The organism is Streptomyces sp. GQ60 (assembly GCF_059758875.1).
Genome location: NZ_JCAXEG010000004.1, coordinates 1 through 16,418, shown reverse-complemented (window position 1 = coordinate 16,418; position 16,418 = coordinate 1). Strand labels below are relative to the sequence as shown.

Genomic DNA, 16,418 nt, shown 5'->3' with positions numbered 1-16,418 from the left:
GTATGGGTGGACCCTCTTCCGAGAATCCGCTTCGCCGCCGCCGTCCTCCCACAGCAGAATCCCCCCATGGATCCGATCACGCTGACCACCGAGCGCCTCGTCCTGCGCCCCCACCTCCCCTCGGACGCCGACGAGGTGTACGCGGCCTGCCAGGACCCGGCGATCCAGCGCTGGATCCCCGTACCCGTCCCGTACGGCCGCGCGGACGCCGAGTCCTACGTGGCCAAGGTCCCGGCGGGGTGGCGCGAGGACTCCGAGTACGCCTTCGCGGTCCGACTCGGCGCCGACGGCCCGTTGGTCGCCACCATCGGCGTCGTGCGGCGCGGCACGGGCGCGCACGAGGTGGGCTTCTGGACCGCCCCGGGACACCGCCGCCGCGGCTACCTGTCCGAGGCCCTGGCCGCCGTGGCGCGCTGGGCCTTCACTGAGGCCGGCTGCGTACGGCTGATCTGGCGCGCCGGCGTCGGCAACGACGCCTCCCGCGCGGCGGCGGAGAAGGCCGGCTTCGTCATCGAGGGCGTCCAGCGCGCGGGCATCGAAATCCGCGAGACCCTCCGGGACTGCTGGATCGGCGCCCTGCTCCCCTCTGACCTGGGCCTCAGCTCCCGCCTCCCGTACCTGCCCTCGCCTGTCAGTGCCACGCCCTAGGGTTCCGCCATGACGACCGCGCCCTCGCCCTCACCCTCTCCCTCGCCCACCCTGTCCTTGTCCGCCGACGAGGCCCGCCGCATCGCGCTGCGCGCGCAGGGCTTCCTGGGTGCTCCGGACCGGCGCGGCGGCGTGCGCGGCGTCCTGCGCCACTTGGGCGCCGTGCAGCTCGACACGATCTCCGTACTGGCCCGCTCCCACGAACTCGTCCCGTACGCGCGCCTCGGCGCGGTCGGCCGCTCCGCCGTCGAAGCCGCGTACTGGTCGGAGAACCACGCCTTCGAGTACTGGTCGCACGCGGCCTGCATCCTGCCGATCGAGGAGTGGCCCCACTTCGCCTTCCGCCGCCGGGCCCGCAAGGCCCGCGGCCACCGCTGGCACGTCCTGGAGGACAAGGACCGCTCGACGAAGACGGTCCTGGACCGCCTCGCCGCCGAAGGCCCGCTGACCTCGACCGAACTGGGCGGCGCCAAGAACGGCGGCGAATGGTTCGAATGGTCCGAGACGAAGATCGCGGTGGAGTGGCTCCTCGACATCGGCGAGGTCGTCTGCACCGAACGGCGCGGCTGGAAGCGGGTCTACGACCTCCCCGAGCGGGCCGTCCCGGCCGCCCTGCTCCACGACGACTTGGACGACCGCGAGTGCAAGCGCCGCCTGGTGGCCCTCGCGGGGCAGTCCTTGGGCGTGGGCACCCGCTCCGACATCGCGGACTACCACCGGCTCAAGGGCCCCGACTTCGACGCGGTGGTCGAGGACGCGGGCCTGGTCCCGGTGGAAGTGGAAGGCTGGGGAAAGCCGGCCTGGGCGGACCCGTCGGCCCTGGCCGCACTCCCCAGGGGCCGCCACCGCACGACCCTCCTCTCCCCCTTCGACTCCCTGGTCTGGGAGCGCCCGCGCACGGAACGGATCTTCGGCTTCACCCACCGCCTGGAGGCGTACGTCCCCAAGCCCCAGCGGATCCACGGCTACTTCGCGATGCCCCTGCTGGCCGGAGGCCGCCTCCAGGGCCGCGTGGACCCGGCCCGCGAGGGCACCACCCTGGTGGCCCGCCAGCTCTCCCTGACCACCCCGAAGGCAGCCCGCCCCATGGCCGAAGCCCTCCGCGAAGCCGCCTCCTGGGTCGGCTGCGACACGATCCGCATCGACCGAGCGTCTTCCCCCGGGGAAGCGAACGCGGTAACAGCGGAACTCTCCACCCTCTGACCCCCGTCCCCACCAACGTCCGAGGCACGCCCCCCCCGGGGCGAACCCCAGAATCTTCCAGCCGCCCGTCGCGCGAGCACCGGGCTCCGGCCTTTGAGCCGTCCGGCGCGTGAGGACCCGGGGCCGGCTTCTCAGCCGTCCGGCGCGTGAGCACCGGGCTCCGGCTTCTCAGCCGTCCGGCGTTTGAGGACCGGGGTCTGGGGCGGAGCCCCAGGGGGTCCGGGCGCAGCCCGGTACCCCTTCCCAGCCCGTCCGGCGCTTGAGGACCGGGTCAGGGCAGCGCCCTGGGAACGGTGGAAGGGCGGGTAGGGGACAGCCCCGCAGGGCCACCCGAGACCGGACCGGGACGGGAACTGGGCCAGGGCTAGGGCTAGGGCTAGGGCTAGGCCAAGACTGGGCCAGGGCCAGGACCCGCCCTACCGGATCTCGAGGATCTTCTCCCGCATCGCGTACACCACGGCCTCCATCCTGGAGTGCAACTGCAGCTTCTCCAGAATGTTCCGCACGTGGTTCTTCACCGTGTTCTCGGAGATGAACAACTCCTTCGCGATGTCGCGGTTGTTCATCCCGGTGGCCACCAGCTTCAAGACCTCGAGCTCCCGATCCGTCAGCCGCGGCGCCGGCACCAACCGCCGCTCGTCCGTCCGCTGGATCATCGACTTGAACTCGGTCAGCAGCTTCGACGCCATCGACGGACTGATCTGCGACTGCCCGTCAGCCACTGCCCTGATCGCCGTAGCGACCTCGTCCGTCGAAATCTCCTTCAGCAGGTACCCGGTCGCCCCCGCCTTGATCGCGTCGTAGAGGTCCGCCTCCTCGTCGCTGATCGTCAGCATGATGATCTTCGCGGAGGGCGCCACCTCCTTGATCGAGGTACACGCCTCGATCCCGCCCCGCCGAGGCATCCGCACGTCCATCAGCACGATGTCCGGCAGCAGATCAGCCGCCTTGTCCACGGCCTCCGCCCCGTCACCCGCCTCGCCGACGACCTGAATGTCCTCCTCCTGCGCGAGGACGATCTCCAGCCCGCGCCGGAACAGCGCGTGGTCGTCGACCACGAGCACCCGGATCGGCTCGGCCACCCGGTCCTCCTCACGGCAGCCCGCACCGTTGTCATCACGCACCGGCCCGAAGCTGTCCGCCATCGTTCCTCCCCCTGCACCACGGTGCTGAGCTGCTGGGTCAATCCGACGAGAGCGGCCGCCGGCTGACTGCCCGACATGATTCCATGCCCGCGTGACCGAACGGAGGCCGACGATTACAGGCCGACCCTTACAAGCCACCGTTTCGCAGCCGTCACCTCACACGAGTGCCCCCGCGCCCGCCTGGGCGAACGCGGGGGCACCACACTGGCACCGCACGGACATCCGGATCCAGCCCGGATCCAGCCCGGAATCAGTCCGGAATCAGCGGCTCATCCTCCGAGCGCGCCGCCCGCTCCCGCACCGTCGAGCTCACCGGAGCTGGAGGCGGCGTCGGAGGAGTCGAGGTGGATCACGCCGTAGTCGTAACCGTGGCGCCGGTAGACGACGCTCGGCATCTTGGTGTCGGAATCGACGAACAGGTAGAAGTCGTGACCGACCAGTTCCATCTCGTAGAGGGCCTGGTCGAGCGACATGGGTGCGGCCGCATGGGTCTTCTCACGAACGATGAGCGGGCCTTCGCCCTGCACTTCCAGCGATCCGATCCGGGTGGTCGGAATCGCGTCCGCGTCCGCCTTCTCTCCGTTGACCGGCTCGCCGTTGCCGTTCAGGGTCGCGGCGTTCGGAACCACGTCGGCGACCTCGGCCGCCGAGAGCCGTCCGGAACCACGACGGGTGTGGCGCTTGTCGTGCTGCTTGCGCAGCCGGGCCTCCAGCTTGTCCTGAGCGAGGTCGAGCGCCGCGTACGGGTCTGCGGCGGCGGCTTCGGCACGAATCACCGGGCCCCGCGAACGCAGGGTGATCTCCACGCGGTCGGAACGGTCGGCCTGGCGCGGGTTGTGCTCCTTGGACACCTCGACGTCCAAGCTGATCACCTTGGCGTCGAGCTTCTGGATCCGCTCCGGATTCAGCTTCTCGGCCACGTGCTTGCGGAACCGGTCGGGCACCTCGGTCTTACGGCCCTTGACGACGATGTCCACGCAGAACTCCGTTCCCGGATAGCTCCGCCTCAGGGGCGAAGCGTCTCCCTTTCGCACCAGACCCCGGTGAACACCGGAGCCTCGGACTTGGCGACTTCCACCTCCTCCTCCCCCATCGGCAAGATCTACACCCCACCGACTTCGGAGTCGAGGGACAACCTCTGACACGAAGTTTTCGAAACGTACAGCCGCTCGAAACCTGCGCTCCGATGCGTGGGGCCCAAGGTTCGCCAATTCCTTACAACCGAACATATCCCTCTATGCCGGTTGTCGGCACCCGCTACCGGAACGTACCTCCGTTCAGGTGTCCGTTCCCTCTCACTACCTGCAACGATGCGCCTTCCCTTCCAGTTCCAAATCTATTCACAAGTTTTTTGCTCTGTCCGAGTTGCGCCACCGGGACGCACGAAGGAATCGGCCGGCGCGGCCACCACGGCGGCAACCAGGGCCCCCGCCGCGGCCGCCCCTCCCGGCACCCCGATCCCGGCCTCGCGCAGCGCCCGCGCCGCCTCGACCAGGGTGGATCCGGTGGTGACGAGGTCGTCCACGAGGACGATCCGGGCCGCCCCCGATGTCACCCGCCCGGCTCCGGGCCGCGCCTGCAGGGCTCCCGCGAGGTTCTCCCGGCGCTGCGCCGCCCCCAGGCCCGCCTGGTCGGCCACCGCCCGCCGCAGCCGCAGTACGGGCGCCACGCGCGCGGGCACGCCCTCCCGCCGCAGCCGCGCCGAGGCGGCCAGTGCGATCCTGCGCGCCGAGTCGTGCCCGCGCGCCCGCACCCGGTGCCGCGCGGAGGGCACGGGAACCAGGGCCACGCCTCCGTCCCCCGCCCCGCCCGCCCCGCCCACCCCGCCCGCGCGGACCGCGGCCGCCAGGGCCGCGCCGAGGACGCCGGCCAGCGGCAGCGCGCCGCGCTCCTTGTGGGCCAGTACGACGGCCCGTACGGCCTCCCGGTACGCGGTGGCCGCATAGACCGCGGGGAGCCCCACGGGACACGGAGACGGCCGTACCGGGCCCGCCCCGGCCCCGCTGAGCGCCGACCGGCAGGCTCCGCACAGCACCGCGCGGCCGGCCCCGCAGCCGGCGCACCCGACCGGCAGCACCAGCCCGGCCAGCTCACCGGCCAGCCCCCGCCCCCACCACTCCCGCATGACGTCCACCCTGCCGGGCGGGGGCAGCACTCCACCACCCCTGTGGACAACCACGAAAGGGCAGCTCACACCGGCCCCAGGGGCCCACCGACCTGGTCGGCAGGCCGTCAGCCCGGGTAGACCGGAGCCCGCCCGCCGGCCACCACCGTGCGCCACTGCGCCCCCGGCGGCAGCCACACGATGCCGTCCTCCAACGACTCGGCGACCACGGGCTTCTTCTCGTCCTCGCTCGCGGCGACCGCCACCAGCCCGGTGGCTCCGGGCAGCCCGGCCCCGACCATCGATCCGTCGGCCAGCATGTAGCGGGCCTGTACGACCCCGCCGCTCTCCCGGCCCACCACCAGCAGCCGGCCGCGCGGCGCCCAGCTCATCGCCGTCACGTCCGCGAGCTGCGGAGCGGCCGGCCGCAGCTCGCGCACCGAGACCGCCGAGGCGTCGCCCTTTCCGTCGGGACGCTCGATCCGCCCCATGTACAGGTACTTGCGGCTCTCCCGCTGCACCAGCAGGGCGATCCGCACCCCGTCGGGCGAGGCCTTCAGCCCCGTGATCCGCCCGCCGGCCAGCCCGGACACCTCGACCCGTTCGGGGGTCCCGGTGCCGCCGGGCAGCCGCCACAGCGTCGGGTCCTGCAGGTCGGGGTCCGCGACCCACAGATCGCCCGCCGCGTCCCAGGTCGGCGTGGTGAGCCCGTTGGGCTTGGCCCCCTTGCCGGTCAGCAGCGGCGACGGAATCGCTCCGGCGGTGGTCAGGTTGACCACGTACAGCCCGTGCCCGTCCTCGGAGACGACCGCGGCACGCTTCTCGTCGTAGGACACGGCGGCGGAGCCCACCTTGAAGGCCGGGTTCCCGGCCAGCGGGCCGGGGGCCGGTGTCGGCGGGTCCTGCTGCTCCTCGCGGTTGGGGTCCAGGTTCAACCGCTGCAGCCGGTTCTCGGCGTCCACGTAGTACTGGTGGCCGGGCGAGAGCGGCCGGTTGGCGAGCACGGCCGCGTCCGCTTCTGCCACCTCGCAGCGCGTGGTGCCGTCGGAGCGCACGATGTCGACCCGGTCGACCCGGGAACCCGTCAGATCCTTGACCGTGTACAGGAGTTGGGTCGCCATCCGCTGGCACTGCGGCTCCGCGACATCGTCCGCGTTCTTGTTCAGGGGCACGCGCAGCGTGTTCTGGCCGTCGATCGCAAGGGACTTGGTGCCCTCGCGCAGCTCGGTCCCGGTCGGGAAGCTGGAGGTGACCACCGGCCCGAGCCACCTGGAGGGGCCGGCCAGCAGCGAGGTGACGGTCTGGGTGGTCGGGTCCATCCGGGAGTCGGGGTCGCTGCGCTGGCGCACGTAGACGGGGTCGGCGACGAGCGTGGCGCCCGCGAAGTAGTACTTGTTGACCGGCATGTAGATGCGCTGGAAGTCGGATTCGCTGAGCACCAGGCTGCTGGGCGGGGTCGCGATCCGCCACTGCTTGTCCTCCTGCGTGAGCTGCAGGAACTCCTCGTAGCGCCGGTCGCCGGTCTCCGGCTGGTACGCGCTGCGCTCGTCCACCGTGGCCAGCGTCTTGCCCGCGACCTTGAACCGGGGGGCCGCCGGGTCCTTCTCGCCCTGGACGGAGAACCGGTCGAGACCGGAGGAGAGCACGGTGACGGCCGCGCCGGGCTTCCACTTCGCCGCCGCTTCCTTGGTGAGGTACTTGCGGGCGGTCTGGAGCTGCGGGTCATCGCTCGTCATGGCCTCCAGGAAGCCGTCGACGATCTCCTGCGGGCTGGCCTTGTCGGCCGGCGGCACGCCGAAGACGCGGACCTGTGAGTCGACCCCCTGGGAGGCCTCCACGGGACGGATCTCGCCGTGGTCGGGCATGGAGGCGCAGCCTGCGAGCAGCAGCCCCGCCGCGCCGAAGACGAAGGCCCTGAGGGCGCTCGGCGTGCGCCGGCGCGACCGGCCCGGCTCAGCGCCCATGCGATCCACCCGCTCCACCGCTCCCGCCCGCTCCACCACTCCCACCGGCTCCACTCGCTCCGCCGGTCCCCCCAGGCCCGCCGGCTCCACTCGCTCCACCAGTCCCACCAGTCCCACCAGTTCCGCCCATCGCGCCCGTCCCGCCCTCGCGCTCCGAGTCCGTTGCCCCGGAGGCCCCGCCCGGCCGGGTCACGACCCGCGCCCCGCTGCCCGGCAGCGCCGTCGGGTCGGCCGGTACCGGCATCGCACCCGCGACCGGGGACCTCGGCGGTATCGGCGACCGGTCGGTGCGCCCCGCCCGCTGTTCCTCCTGCGCCCGCTGCCCGGCGGCCGTGGAGCCCTCCTCGGCGGCCCTGGCCCGGTTGGCCCGCGAGTCCTCGGGCTCCAGCGGGATCGGCGATCCGCGCAGCGGCTCGTCGGCCGTGCGCGGCAGCGTCAGGCGGAACTGCGAGCCGCCGCCGGGCTCGCCCCACGCCTGGAGCCAGCCTCCGTGCAGCCGGGCGTCCTCGACGGCGATGGACAGGCCGAGGCCGGTACCGCCGGTCGTGCGCGCCCGCGCCGGGTCCGCCCGCCAGAAGCGGTTGAAGACGCGGGTGGCCTCGCCGGGCTTGAGGCCGACCCCGTAGTCCCGTACGGCCACGGCGACGGCCCCGCCCGCCGAGGCGAGCCGGACGACCACGTCGCGGCCCTCGCCGTGCTCGACGGCGTTGACGACCAGGTTGCGCAGTACCCGCTCCACGCGCCGGGCGTCGGCCTCGGCTATCACCGGCTGGGTGTCCCCGAGGACGCGGATCCGGGTGTTCTTGTGCTCGGCCAGCGGCTCCGCCGCGTCGATGACCCGGTGGACGACGTCCCGCAGGTCGATCGGCTCCGCCTCCAGGGCGGCGGCGCCCGCGTCGAACCGGCTGATCTCCAGCAGGTCGGCGAGGAGCGACTCGAACCGGTCGAGCTGTCCGGCCAGCAGCTCGGCGGAGCGTGCGGTGACCGGGTCGAAGTCGGCGCGGGCGTCGTGGATGACGTCCGCGGCCATCCGTACCGTCGTGAGCGGGGTCCGCAGCTCGTGGGAGACGTCCGAGACGAAGCGGCGCTGCAGCCGGGAGAGGTCCTCCAGCTGCTGGATCTTGTTCTGGAGGTTCTGGGCCATTTTGTTGAAGGCCTCGCCCAGACGGGCGATGTCGTCCTCGCCTGTGACCTTCATGCGCTCCTGGAGCCGCCCCGCCGAGAGCCGCTCGGCGATCCCCGCGGCCATCCGTACGGGGGTGACGACCTGGCGCACGACGAGCCAGGCGATGCCGCCGAGGAGGACCACGACGAAGAGCCCGGCGGTGGCGATGGTGACCTTGACCAGGTTGAGGGACTCCTCCTCCTGGGTGAGCGGGAAGAGGTAGTACAGGTCGTACGGGTCGCCGTTGATGTCGGTGAGCCGCTTGCCGATGACGAGCGCGGGCTCGGGCAGCTTGTCCCCGGCATCGGTGTAGCGGATCTGCGAGAAGGTCTTGAAGGCGCCGGTCGCGTGGTTGACGCTGCGGCGCAGCTCCAGCGGGACGCTGGCGGTCGGGTCCACGTTGCCGGAGGCACGGGCCCCGCGGACGCCGAGGGCGCCGCGGACGGCCGGCTGTTCCTCGCCGGTCCCGGTGCCGGCGCCCAGCGCCGCCACCTCGAAGGCGCTCTGCCCGCCACTGGCGAGCTGTTTGACCAGCGAGTTCATCCAGGTGCTGGCGTCCCGGCCGACCTTGTTGTCGGAGGCGTCGGGCCCGTCCGCCGTATAGGGCGTGTTGGCCTTCTCCTGGGCGACCGCGAAACCGCCGGCGGCCTGGCTCTGCGCGGCCTCCTCCTTGGCGTCGAGGAGGCCCTTGCTGACCTGCGCGATGACCACGAACCCGAGGGCGAGGACCACGGCGAGGGAGATCAGCAGGGTGGCGGCCACCACCCGGAGCTGGATGTTGCGCCGCCACAGCCGGACAGCCGGAAGCAGCGGCCGGCGTACGAGGCGTACGAACAGCCGCAGCACGGGGCCGCCGGGTGCTCCTTCCCGGAGCAGCCGGCCGCCCCGCAGCGCTCCACGGCGGGAGCGGCCACGGGGCTCGCCGGGTGTCATGTCAGCTCGGTCCGGCCTTGTAGCCGACCCCGCGCACGGTCACGACGATCTCGGGGCGCTCCGGGTCCTTCTCGACCTTGGAGCGCAGTCGCTGGACGTGCACGTTGACCAGGCGGGTGTCGGCCGCGTGGCGGTAGCCCCAGACCTGCTCCAGGAGCACCTCGCGGGTGAAGACCTGCCAGGGCTTGCGGGCGAGGGCGACCAGGAGGTCGAACTCCAGCGGGGTCAGCGCGATCGAGGCGCCCTCCCGCTTGACCGAGTGCCCTGCCACGTCGATGACCAGGTCACCGATGGTGAGCTGCTCGGGCGCGGGCTCCTCCGAGCGGCGCAGACGGGCACGGATGCGCGCCACCAGCTCCTTCGGCTTGAACGGCTTGACGATGTAGTCGTCGGCCCCGGACTCCAGGCCCACGACCACGTCCACGGTGTCGCTCTTGGCGGTGAGCATGACGATCGGTACGCCCGACTCGGCGCGGATCAGCCTGCACACCTCTATGCCGTCCCTACCGGGCAGCATGAGGTCGAGCAGCACGAGATCCGGCTTCGCCTCCCGGAAGGCAGCCAGTGCCTTGTCGCCGTCCGCTACGAACGACGGCTCAAAACCTTCTCCACGCAGCACAATGCCGAGCATCTCGGCCAGCGCGGTGTCGTCGTCGACGACAAGGACGCGTCCCTTCATGGTTGACATCATCCCATTAGCTAATCGTTACCCGGCGGTGAGCTGTCCCACAGCCAAAGGGGCTGGAAATCGCCCCTCGGACCTGCGTGGAGATCAGGGCGCCCAGTGTGCCCCGGATCCGCGCGCCGTACGAAGGCGGGAACGGCCCGGGATTCAGGGGACGGCTGGCCCGTTGGGGACGGCTGGTCCGTTTGAGGTTGTCACATGGCACGATGGCAGCCGGACCAAGCGCCCGCACCCGCAGTGCACGTGAAGGAGCGACGATGAACGACTCTCCGGGCTGGGCTACGCCCGGATCCTCCCCGTCCGACGGTGAGGGCTCCCACGGTACGCAGCCGCCCGCGGGCGGAACCGGCGACTCCAAGTGGTCCGCCGAGCAGCCGCCCCCCGGCCAGTGGTCGAGCCCGACCCCGGGCCAGACCCCGCCGAACCCCGAGCAGCAGCCGCCCGCGGCTCCGCGGCCGGGCACGGGCTGGGGTTCGAACGGCGGCGGCCAGGGCGGCTGGGGCGACCAGACCCGGGCCGTGAAGCCCGGCGTGATCCCGCTGCGACCGCTCGGCGTGGGCGAGATCCTCGACGGGGCCGTCACCACCATGCGCAAGCACTGGCGCGCGGTGCTGCCGATCACCCTGGCCGTGGCCATCGTCGTACAGATCGCCAGCGTGCTCATCCAGAAGTACGCGTTCGGCGACTTGGTACTGGACCAGTCGAGCGACGCCCCGCTGGACGAGCAGATCGACGCCCTCGGACCCGTCATGGGCCTGACCGCGGCGAACGGGTTCATCCAGCTCGTCGGAGCCATCGTCGCCACCGCGATGCTCACCATGATCTTCAGCCGCGCGGTGCTCGGCCAGGGCTCCTCGATCGGCACCGCCTGGCGCGAGGCCCGCCCGCAGCTCGCCCGGCTGTTCGGCCTGACCCTCCTGCTGGGGGTCGGCGCGGCCCTCGTCTTCACCGTGCTGGTCCTGCCCGGCGCCCTCGCCGGACAGGACGGCCTCGCCCTCCTCGGCGGCTTGATCGCCCTGGGCCTGATCCTGTGGCTCTGGATCAGGTTCTCCCTGGCCTCGCCCGCGCTGATGCTGGAGAAGGCGACGGTGCGCAAGTCCCTCGTCCGCTCCTCGAAGCTGGTCGACGGCTCCTGGTGGCGGATCTTCGGCATCACCCTCCTGACGAACATCCTCACCGGAATCGTCTCGGTCCTCATCGTCTTCCCCCTCAGCTTCGTGGGCGGGCTGCTGTTCGGCGGCGGCCTCGACGGCATGGCCGACGGCAGCGGGGCCACGAGCTGGGGCTACCTGATCGTGTCGGCCATCGGCGTGGTCATCGGACTGACGATCACGATGCCGATCCAGGCGGGCGTCACCGTCCTGCTCTACATCGACCAGCGCATCCGCCGCGAGGCCCTAGACCTGGAGCTCGCACGGGCGGCGGGCATCGAGAACTACGGCACCACCACGCCGCCGACCGGAGGCTGACGCGGGCATGAGGAGCACGGGGGGCCTGCTCACCCAGACACCACCACCACCCACACCACCCGTCACCATCGGCCGTGAAGCCGCCCGCGAGGCGGCCCGCCACGAGCTGTCCAAGCCCGCGTACCACCAGAACGACCCGGGCCTGCTCCAACGGGCCCTGAACCGCTTCTGGGAGTGGGTCGGGGACCTCTTCGACCGGGCCTCCGGCGCGACCCCCGGCGGCACGCTGGGCCTGATGGCGATCGCCCTGTTCGCCCTGCTCCTCCTCGCCGCCCTGTGGTGGCGCCTGGGCGCCCCGGGCCGCACCGCCGCCCGCGCCCCGGGCACCCTCTTCGACGACGGCATCCGCAGCGCGGCCGACCACCGCACCGCGGCCGAGGCACTGGCCGGCGAGGGCCGCTGGAGCGAAGCCGTCCAGGAGCGCATGCGCGCCGTGGTCCGCTCCCTGGAGGAGCGCACCCTCCTCGACCCCCGCCCGGGCCGCACCGCGGACGAGGCGGCCGCCGAAGCCGCCCTCTCCCTGCCGTCCCACGCCGCGTCCCTCCGCACGGCCGCCCGCGCCTTCGACGACGTCACCTACGGCGCCCACCCGGCCACCCCCGAGATGTACGCGGCCCTCACCACCCTGGACCAGGCCCTGTCCCACACGAAGCCCCTCCTGACAGGCCCCACCCGATGACCCCCACCACCCCGCCCCCGGACGACGCGGCCCCAACCCCCGGCCCGGACCACCCGGCCACAGCCCCCAGCGCGCCGGCCCCGGACTACTCGGCCCCGACCCCGGCCACGGCCCCCGCCACGGACCACCCGGGCACAGCCCCCACCACCCCGCCCCCGGACGGTTCAGCCCCGACCCGGGCCGCAGCCCACGGCACGGGCGGCGCAGCCCCCACTCCCCCCGTCCACGCGGCAACACCCCCACCCGCCACCGCCCCCGCCTCGGGCGGCGCAACCCCGGGTACGGACCCCCGGGCCGCAGGCCCAGCCCTCACACGGCCGGCCCGCGCGGCAACACGCCCGCCCGCCACCGCCCCCGGCACGGGCGGCGCAGCCCCCACGGCACCCGCCGGAGCCCTCGCCACGGCGACCGGCGAGGCCGCCGCCCCTCCCCGTACCACCGCCGGAGGCGCATCGCCCCGGGACCTCTGGAACCGCGCCCGCGGGTTCCTCATCGCGCTCGCGGTGCTCCTCGCGGCCGGCCTGGCCCTCGCCGCCCTGAACTCCGGTGCGCATCACGGCTACCTCGACCCCCGGTCCGCCGACCCCTTCGGCAGTCGGGCCGTGGCCGAGCTGCTCAGGGACCGCGGGGTCACCACCCGGGTCGTGACCACCGCCGAGGAGGCCGCCGACGCCGCCGGCCCCGACACGACCCTGCTGGTCACCGACCCCGACCGGCTCGGGGAGACCCAGCTCCGCGACATCCGTTCCGCGATCGACCTCTCCGGCGGCCGGACCGTCCTGCTCGCGCCGAGCGCCCTCAGCCTCCCCACCCTGGCCCCCGGCACCCGCACCCACGGCGACGCCCCCGACGCCAACCTCGACCCGGGCGCCACCTGCGCCCTCCCCGCCGCCACCACCGCGGGCCGCGCCGCGACGGGCGACGGCCACCGCTACGCGACCACCACCCCCGGAGCCACCGGCTGCTACCCCAGTGCCGGCCACCCCACCCTCCTCGTCCTTCCCACCGGCGTCCGCGGCGGCGACACCGTCCTCATGGGCTCCGAGGACGTCTTCCTCAACAAGACCCTCGCCCAGGAGGGCAACGCCTCCCTCGCGCTCCAGCTCCTCGGCTCCCGCCCGAACCTCGTCTGGTACCTGCCGTCCCTCGCCGACAGCAACCCCGACAACGCCCAAGGCACCGGAACCGGCGAGGAGAAGAGCTTCCTCGACCTGATCCCCGCCGGCTGGAGCTGGGCCCTGCTGCAGCTGTTCCTCGCCGCCGCCGTCGCCGCCCTCTGGCGCGCCCGCCGCCTCGGCCCGCTCGTCACCGAACGCCTCCCCGTCCTCGTCCGCGCCTCCGAGGCCACCGAGGGCCGCGCCCGCCTGTACCGCAAGGCCGGCGCCCGCGACCGCGCCGCCACCGTGCTGCGCGCCGCCGCCCGCGAACGCCTGGCCGCGCTGGTCGGCGTACCCGCCGCCCGGGCCCACGACCCCGCCTCCCTGGTACCCGCGGTCGCCGCCCGCCTCACGGCCGGCCACCGACCGCGCGACCCGGACACCCTGCTCTTCGGCACCGCCCCCGCCACCGACGCGGCGCTCATCGCGCTCGCCGACCACCTCGACGCCCTCGAAAGAGAGGTCCGCACCTCATGACGGCCACCACGGACAGCGCCCGCTCCGCCCTGGAGGCGCTCCGCACCGAGATCGGAAAGGCCGTGGTCGGCCAGGACTCCGCCGTCACCGGTCTCGTCGTAGCCCTCCTCTGCCGCGGCCACGTCCTCCTCGAAGGCGTCCCCGGCGTCGCGAAGACCCTCCTCGTACGGGCGCTCGCCGCCTCCCTCGAACTCGACACCAAGCGCGTCCAGTTCACCCCCGACCTGATGCCGAGCGACGTCACCGGCTCCCTCGTCTACGACGCCCGCACCGCGGAGTTCTCCTTCCAGAACGGCCCGGTCTTCACCAACCTCCTCCTCGCCGACGAGATCAACCGCACGCCCCCCAAGACCCAGTCCTCCCTCCTCGAAGCGATGGAGGAGCGCCAGGTCACCGTCGACGGCACCCCCCGCAAGCTCCCGGAGCCGTTCCTCGTCGCCGCCACCATGAACCCGGTCGAGTACGAGGGCACGTACCCCCTCCCCGAGGCCCAGCTCGACCGCTTCCTCCTGAAGCTCACCGTGCCCCTCCCCTCCCGCGAGGACGAGATCGGCGTACTGACGCGCCACGCGGCCGGCTTCAACCCCCGCGACCTGCACTCCGCCGGCATCCGCCCGGTCGCCGGCCCCGCCGAGCTGGACGCCGCCCGCAAGGCCGTCGAGGCCACCAGCGTCTCCCCGGAGATCACCGCGTACGTCGTCGACATCTGCCGCGCCACCCGCGAATCCCCCTCCCTCACCCTCGGCGTCTCCCCGCGCGGCGCCACCGCGCTGCTGGCCACCGCCCGCGCCTGGGCCTGGCTCGTGGGCCGCGACTACGTGACCCCCGACGACGTGAAGGCCCTCGCCCTGCCGACCCTGCGCCACCGCGTCCAACTGCGCCCCGAGGCCGAGATGGAGGGCGTCACGGCCGACGCGGTCATCACCGCGATCCTCACCCACGTCCCCGTCCCGCGCTGATGGCGTTCACCGGACGCGCCGCCCTGCTCGCGGCCCTCGGCAGCCTCCCCGTCGGCATCCTCGGACCGAGCTGGGCGGGGATGCTGGCGGTCAACGCCCCCATCGCCCTGGCCTGCGCGGTCGACTACGCCCTCGCGGCCCCGGTCCGCACCCTCCAACTGGCCCGCTCCGGCGACACCTCCGTCCGCCTCGGCGAATCCGCAGACGTCCACCTCACGATCACGAACCCCTCCCCCCGCACCCTCCGTGCCCGCATCCGCGACGCCTGGCCCCCGAGCAGCTGGCTCCCCGGAACGGAAGTAGCAGGCTCCCGCCACACGCTGACGGTCCCTCCGGGCGAACGCCGCCGCCTCACCACCCGCCTGCGGCCCACCCGCCGCGGTGACCGCCAGGCGGCCCGGGTCACGATCCGCTCGTACGGCCCGCTCGGTCTGCTGGCCCGCCAAGGCCACCACACCGTCCCGTGGACCGTCCGAGTCCTGCCGCCCTTCGCGAGCCGCAAACACCTCCCCTCCCGCCTGGCGCGCCTGCGCGAACTCGACGGCCGCACCAGCGTCCTGACGCGCGGTGAGGGCACGGAGTTCGACAGCCTGCGCGACTACGTACCCGGCGACGACACCCGTTCCATCGACTGGCGGGCCACCGCCCGCCAGAGCAAGGTCGCCGTCCGCACCTGGCGCCCGGAACGCGACCGCCACATCCTGATCTGCCTCGACACCGGCCGCACCGCGGCCGGCCGCGTCGGCGACGCCCCGCGCCTGGACTCGGCGATGGACGCGGCCCTGCTCCTCACCGCCCTGGCCACCCGCGCGGGCGACCGAGTGGACCTCCTGGCCCACGACCGCCGTCTCCGCGCCCAGGTCCAGGCCCGCAGCGCGGCCGACACCCTCCCCGCCTTCGTGAACGCGATGGCCACCCTCGAACCAGAACTGGTCGAAACCGACTCCCGCACCCTGGTCTCCACCATCCTGCGCAGCGCCCCGCGCCGCTCCCTGGTGGTCCTCCTGACCAGCCTGGACGCAGCCCCCATCGAGGAGGGCCTGCTCCCGCTCCTCCCCAGCCTCACCCAGCGCCACACGGTCCTCCTGGCCGCGGTCTCCGACCCCCACGTCGAGGAGATGGCCAAGTCCCGCGGCACCGTGGAGGCCGTCTACGAAGCCGCCGCGGGCACCCAGTCCCAGTCCGCCCGCCGCCGCACCGCCGAACAGCTCACCCGCCACGGCGTCCACGTGGTCGACGCGACCCCCGACACCCTGGCCCCCGCCCTGGCCGACGCCTACCTGTCCCTCAAGGCCGCGGGCCGCCTGTAGCCGACGTGAGCGTCCCCCCTGCCGTGGGTGGATACGTTGGTCGGGCACTCACCATGAGGACAGCATGGCCGACCTCACCCCCGAGCAGATGCGCCGCATGCACGACTTCGCGGAGCAGCTCGCGGAGCTGGCCGGGCACCAGGAAGACCAGTGGAAGGTGCAGACCACCGACGGTCAGATCTTCCTTACGATGGTGAGCCCCACGGCGCCCCACCGGACGTCCTGATGGTCGTGGAGGTCGTCTCCCGCACGAACTCCCTCACCGACATCCGCGACAAGCTGCACGATTACCCAAAGATGGGGGTCCCGCTCTACGTCGTCGTGGACCCCCGCAAGGACAAGAAGACCGTCACGGTGCACAGCGACCCCTCGGACGGGCCCGACGGCATCAAGTACCGCAAGAAGGTCCCCTACGCCTTCGGGAACACCGTCACAGCCGGCCAATGGTCGCTCGACACGGACAGCCTAAAGAGCTATCCCGCCGACTGGTAACGAGCCCGGGCTGCGGCCCTCCGAAAAA

Annotated in this window: 15 protein-coding genes; 9 read left to right on the top strand and 6 right to left on the bottom strand. The window is 72.9% G+C overall.

The window, feature by feature from the left end:
- Positions 1-66: 66 nt before the first annotated feature.
- Complete coding sequence (locus tag AC6CKD_RS11590) at positions 67-648, top strand: GNAT family N-acetyltransferase (RefSeq protein ID WP_498326989.1); 582 nt, start codon at positions 67-69, stop codon at positions 646-648.
- Positions 649-657: 9 nt separating this feature from the next.
- Entirely contained in the window at positions 658-1,851 is a 1,194-nt protein-coding gene (locus AC6CKD_RS11585; protein WP_498326987.1) for a winged helix-turn-helix domain-containing protein, read from the top strand.
- A 416-nt stretch (positions 1,852-2,267) separates the two neighbouring features.
- Here the strand turns inward: AC6CKD_RS11585 and AC6CKD_RS11580 are convergent, their stop codons facing one another.
- The 6 genes from AC6CKD_RS11580 to mtrA form a co-directional block, all read right to left on the bottom strand.
- Positions 2,268-2,996 (bottom strand): response regulator, encoded by a 729-nt coding sequence (locus AC6CKD_RS11580; RefSeq protein ID WP_250751046.1) that lies wholly within the window; start codon positions 2,994-2,996, stop codon positions 2,268-2,270.
- A gap of 269 nt (positions 2,997-3,265) precedes the next feature.
- The gene (gene hpf, locus AC6CKD_RS11575) at positions 3,266-3,973 is read right to left on the bottom strand and encodes a ribosome hibernation-promoting factor, HPF/YfiA family (protein ID WP_498326985.1); all 708 of its coding nucleotides are present in this window, start codon (positions 3,971-3,973) and stop codon (positions 3,266-3,268) included.
- A 359-nt stretch (positions 3,974-4,332) separates the two neighbouring features.
- Entirely contained in the window at positions 4,333-5,121 is a 789-nt protein-coding gene (locus tag AC6CKD_RS11570) for a ComF family protein (RefSeq protein WP_498326983.1), read from the bottom strand.
- Between the two features lie 107 nt (positions 5,122-5,228).
- Positions 5,229-7,064, bottom strand: coding sequence for an LpqB family beta-propeller domain-containing protein (locus AC6CKD_RS11565; RefSeq protein WP_498326981.1), 1,836 nt, complete (start codon positions 7,062-7,064; stop codon positions 5,229-5,231).
- Positions 7,054-9,162, bottom strand: coding sequence for an MtrAB system histidine kinase MtrB (mtrB, locus tag AC6CKD_RS11560; protein WP_498326980.1), 2,109 nt, complete (start codon positions 9,160-9,162; stop codon positions 7,054-7,056). Before mtrB ends, AC6CKD_RS11565 begins: the two co-directional genes overlap by 11 nt.
- A gap of 1 nt (position 9,163) precedes the next feature.
- Positions 9,164-9,853: a two-component system response regulator MtrA gene (gene mtrA / locus AC6CKD_RS11555; protein ID WP_274552971.1), complete on the bottom strand. Its 690-nt coding sequence runs from the start codon at positions 9,851-9,853 to the stop codon at positions 9,164-9,166.
- Positions 9,854-10,104: 251 nt separating this feature from the next.
- Here mtrA and AC6CKD_RS11550 point away from each other — a divergent pair, with 251 nt between their 5' ends.
- The 7 genes from AC6CKD_RS11550 (at position 10,105) to AC6CKD_RS11520 (ending at position 16,390) form a co-directional block, all read left to right on the top strand.
- Positions 10,105-11,316 carry a hypothetical protein gene (locus AC6CKD_RS11550; protein WP_498326978.1) on the top strand — a complete coding sequence of 404 codons (1,212 nt, stop codon included), beginning with the start codon at positions 10,105-10,107 and terminating at the stop codon, positions 11,314-11,316.
- A 7-nt stretch (positions 11,317-11,323) separates the two neighbouring features.
- Positions 11,324-11,995: a DUF4129 domain-containing protein gene (locus tag AC6CKD_RS11545; RefSeq protein ID WP_498326977.1), complete on the top strand. Its 672-nt coding sequence runs from the start codon at positions 11,324-11,326 to the stop codon at positions 11,993-11,995.
- Positions 11,992-13,629, top strand: coding sequence for a DUF4350 domain-containing protein (locus AC6CKD_RS11540; protein WP_498326976.1), 1,638 nt, complete (start codon positions 11,992-11,994; stop codon positions 13,627-13,629). The genes AC6CKD_RS11545 and AC6CKD_RS11540 overlap by 4 nt, the downstream gene beginning before the upstream one ends.
- Positions 13,626-14,588 carry an AAA family ATPase gene (locus tag AC6CKD_RS11535; RefSeq protein ID WP_243337432.1) on the top strand — a complete coding sequence of 321 codons (963 nt, stop codon included), beginning with the start codon at positions 13,626-13,628 and terminating at the stop codon, positions 14,586-14,588. The genes AC6CKD_RS11540 and AC6CKD_RS11535 overlap by 4 nt, the downstream gene beginning before the upstream one ends.
- Positions 14,588-15,898: a DUF58 domain-containing protein gene (locus AC6CKD_RS11530; RefSeq protein ID WP_498326975.1), complete on the top strand. Its 1,311-nt coding sequence runs from the start codon at positions 14,588-14,590 to the stop codon at positions 15,896-15,898. Before AC6CKD_RS11535 ends, AC6CKD_RS11530 begins: the two co-directional genes overlap by 1 nt.
- A gap of 64 nt (positions 15,899-15,962) precedes the next feature.
- Positions 15,963-16,124 (top strand): hypothetical protein, encoded by a 162-nt coding sequence (locus AC6CKD_RS11525; protein ID WP_498326974.1) that lies wholly within the window; start codon positions 15,963-15,965, stop codon positions 16,122-16,124.
- On the top strand, positions 16,124-16,390 hold the full coding sequence (locus tag AC6CKD_RS11520) for a Uma2 family endonuclease (protein WP_498326973.1): 267 nt from the start codon (positions 16,124-16,126) through the stop codon (positions 16,388-16,390). Before AC6CKD_RS11525 ends, AC6CKD_RS11520 begins: the two co-directional genes overlap by 1 nt.
- The last annotated feature ends 28 nt before the right edge of the window (positions 16,391-16,418 follow it).

Excerpts from the sequence above, each read along its gene's own strand:
- AC6CKD_RS11590 (WP_498326989.1), top strand. The coding sequence starts at position 67 with ATGGATCCGATCACGCTGACCACCGAGCGCCTCGTCCTGCGCCCCCAC.
- AC6CKD_RS11585 (WP_498326987.1), top strand. The coding sequence starts at position 658 with ATGACGACCGCGCCCTCGCCCTCACCCTCTCCCTCGCCCACCCTGTCC.
- AC6CKD_RS11580 (WP_250751046.1), bottom strand. The coding sequence starts at position 2,996 with ATGGCGGACAGCTTCGGGCCGGTGCGTGATGACAACGGTGCGGGCTGC.
- AC6CKD_RS11570 (WP_498326983.1), bottom strand. The coding sequence starts at position 5,121 with ATGCGGGAGTGGTGGGGGCGGGGGCTGGCCGGTGAGCTGGCCGGGCTG.
- AC6CKD_RS11565 (WP_498326981.1), bottom strand. The coding sequence starts at position 7,064 with ATGGGCGCTGAGCCGGGCCGGTCGCGCCGGCGCACGCCGAGCGCCCTC.
- mtrB (WP_498326980.1), bottom strand. The coding sequence starts at position 9,162 with ATGACACCCGGCGAGCCCCGTGGCCGCTCCCGCCGTGGAGCGCTGCGG.
- mtrA (WP_274552971.1), bottom strand. The coding sequence starts at position 9,853 with ATGATGTCAACCATGAAGGGACGCGTCCTTGTCGTCGACGACGACACC.
- AC6CKD_RS11550 (WP_498326978.1), top strand. The coding sequence starts at position 10,105 with ATGAACGACTCTCCGGGCTGGGCTACGCCCGGATCCTCCCCGTCCGAC.
- AC6CKD_RS11545 (WP_498326977.1), top strand. The coding sequence starts at position 11,324 with ATGAGGAGCACGGGGGGCCTGCTCACCCAGACACCACCACCACCCACA.
- AC6CKD_RS11540 (WP_498326976.1), top strand. The coding sequence starts at position 11,992 with ATGACCCCCACCACCCCGCCCCCGGACGACGCGGCCCCAACCCCCGGC.
- AC6CKD_RS11535 (WP_243337432.1), top strand. The coding sequence starts at position 13,626 with ATGACGGCCACCACGGACAGCGCCCGCTCCGCCCTGGAGGCGCTCCGC.
- AC6CKD_RS11530 (WP_498326975.1), top strand. The coding sequence starts at position 14,588 with ATGGCGTTCACCGGACGCGCCGCCCTGCTCGCGGCCCTCGGCAGCCTC.
- AC6CKD_RS11525 (WP_498326974.1), top strand. The coding sequence starts at position 15,963 with ATGGCCGACCTCACCCCCGAGCAGATGCGCCGCATGCACGACTTCGCG.
- AC6CKD_RS11520 (WP_498326973.1), top strand. The coding sequence starts at position 16,124 with ATGGTCGTGGAGGTCGTCTCCCGCACGAACTCCCTCACCGACATCCGC.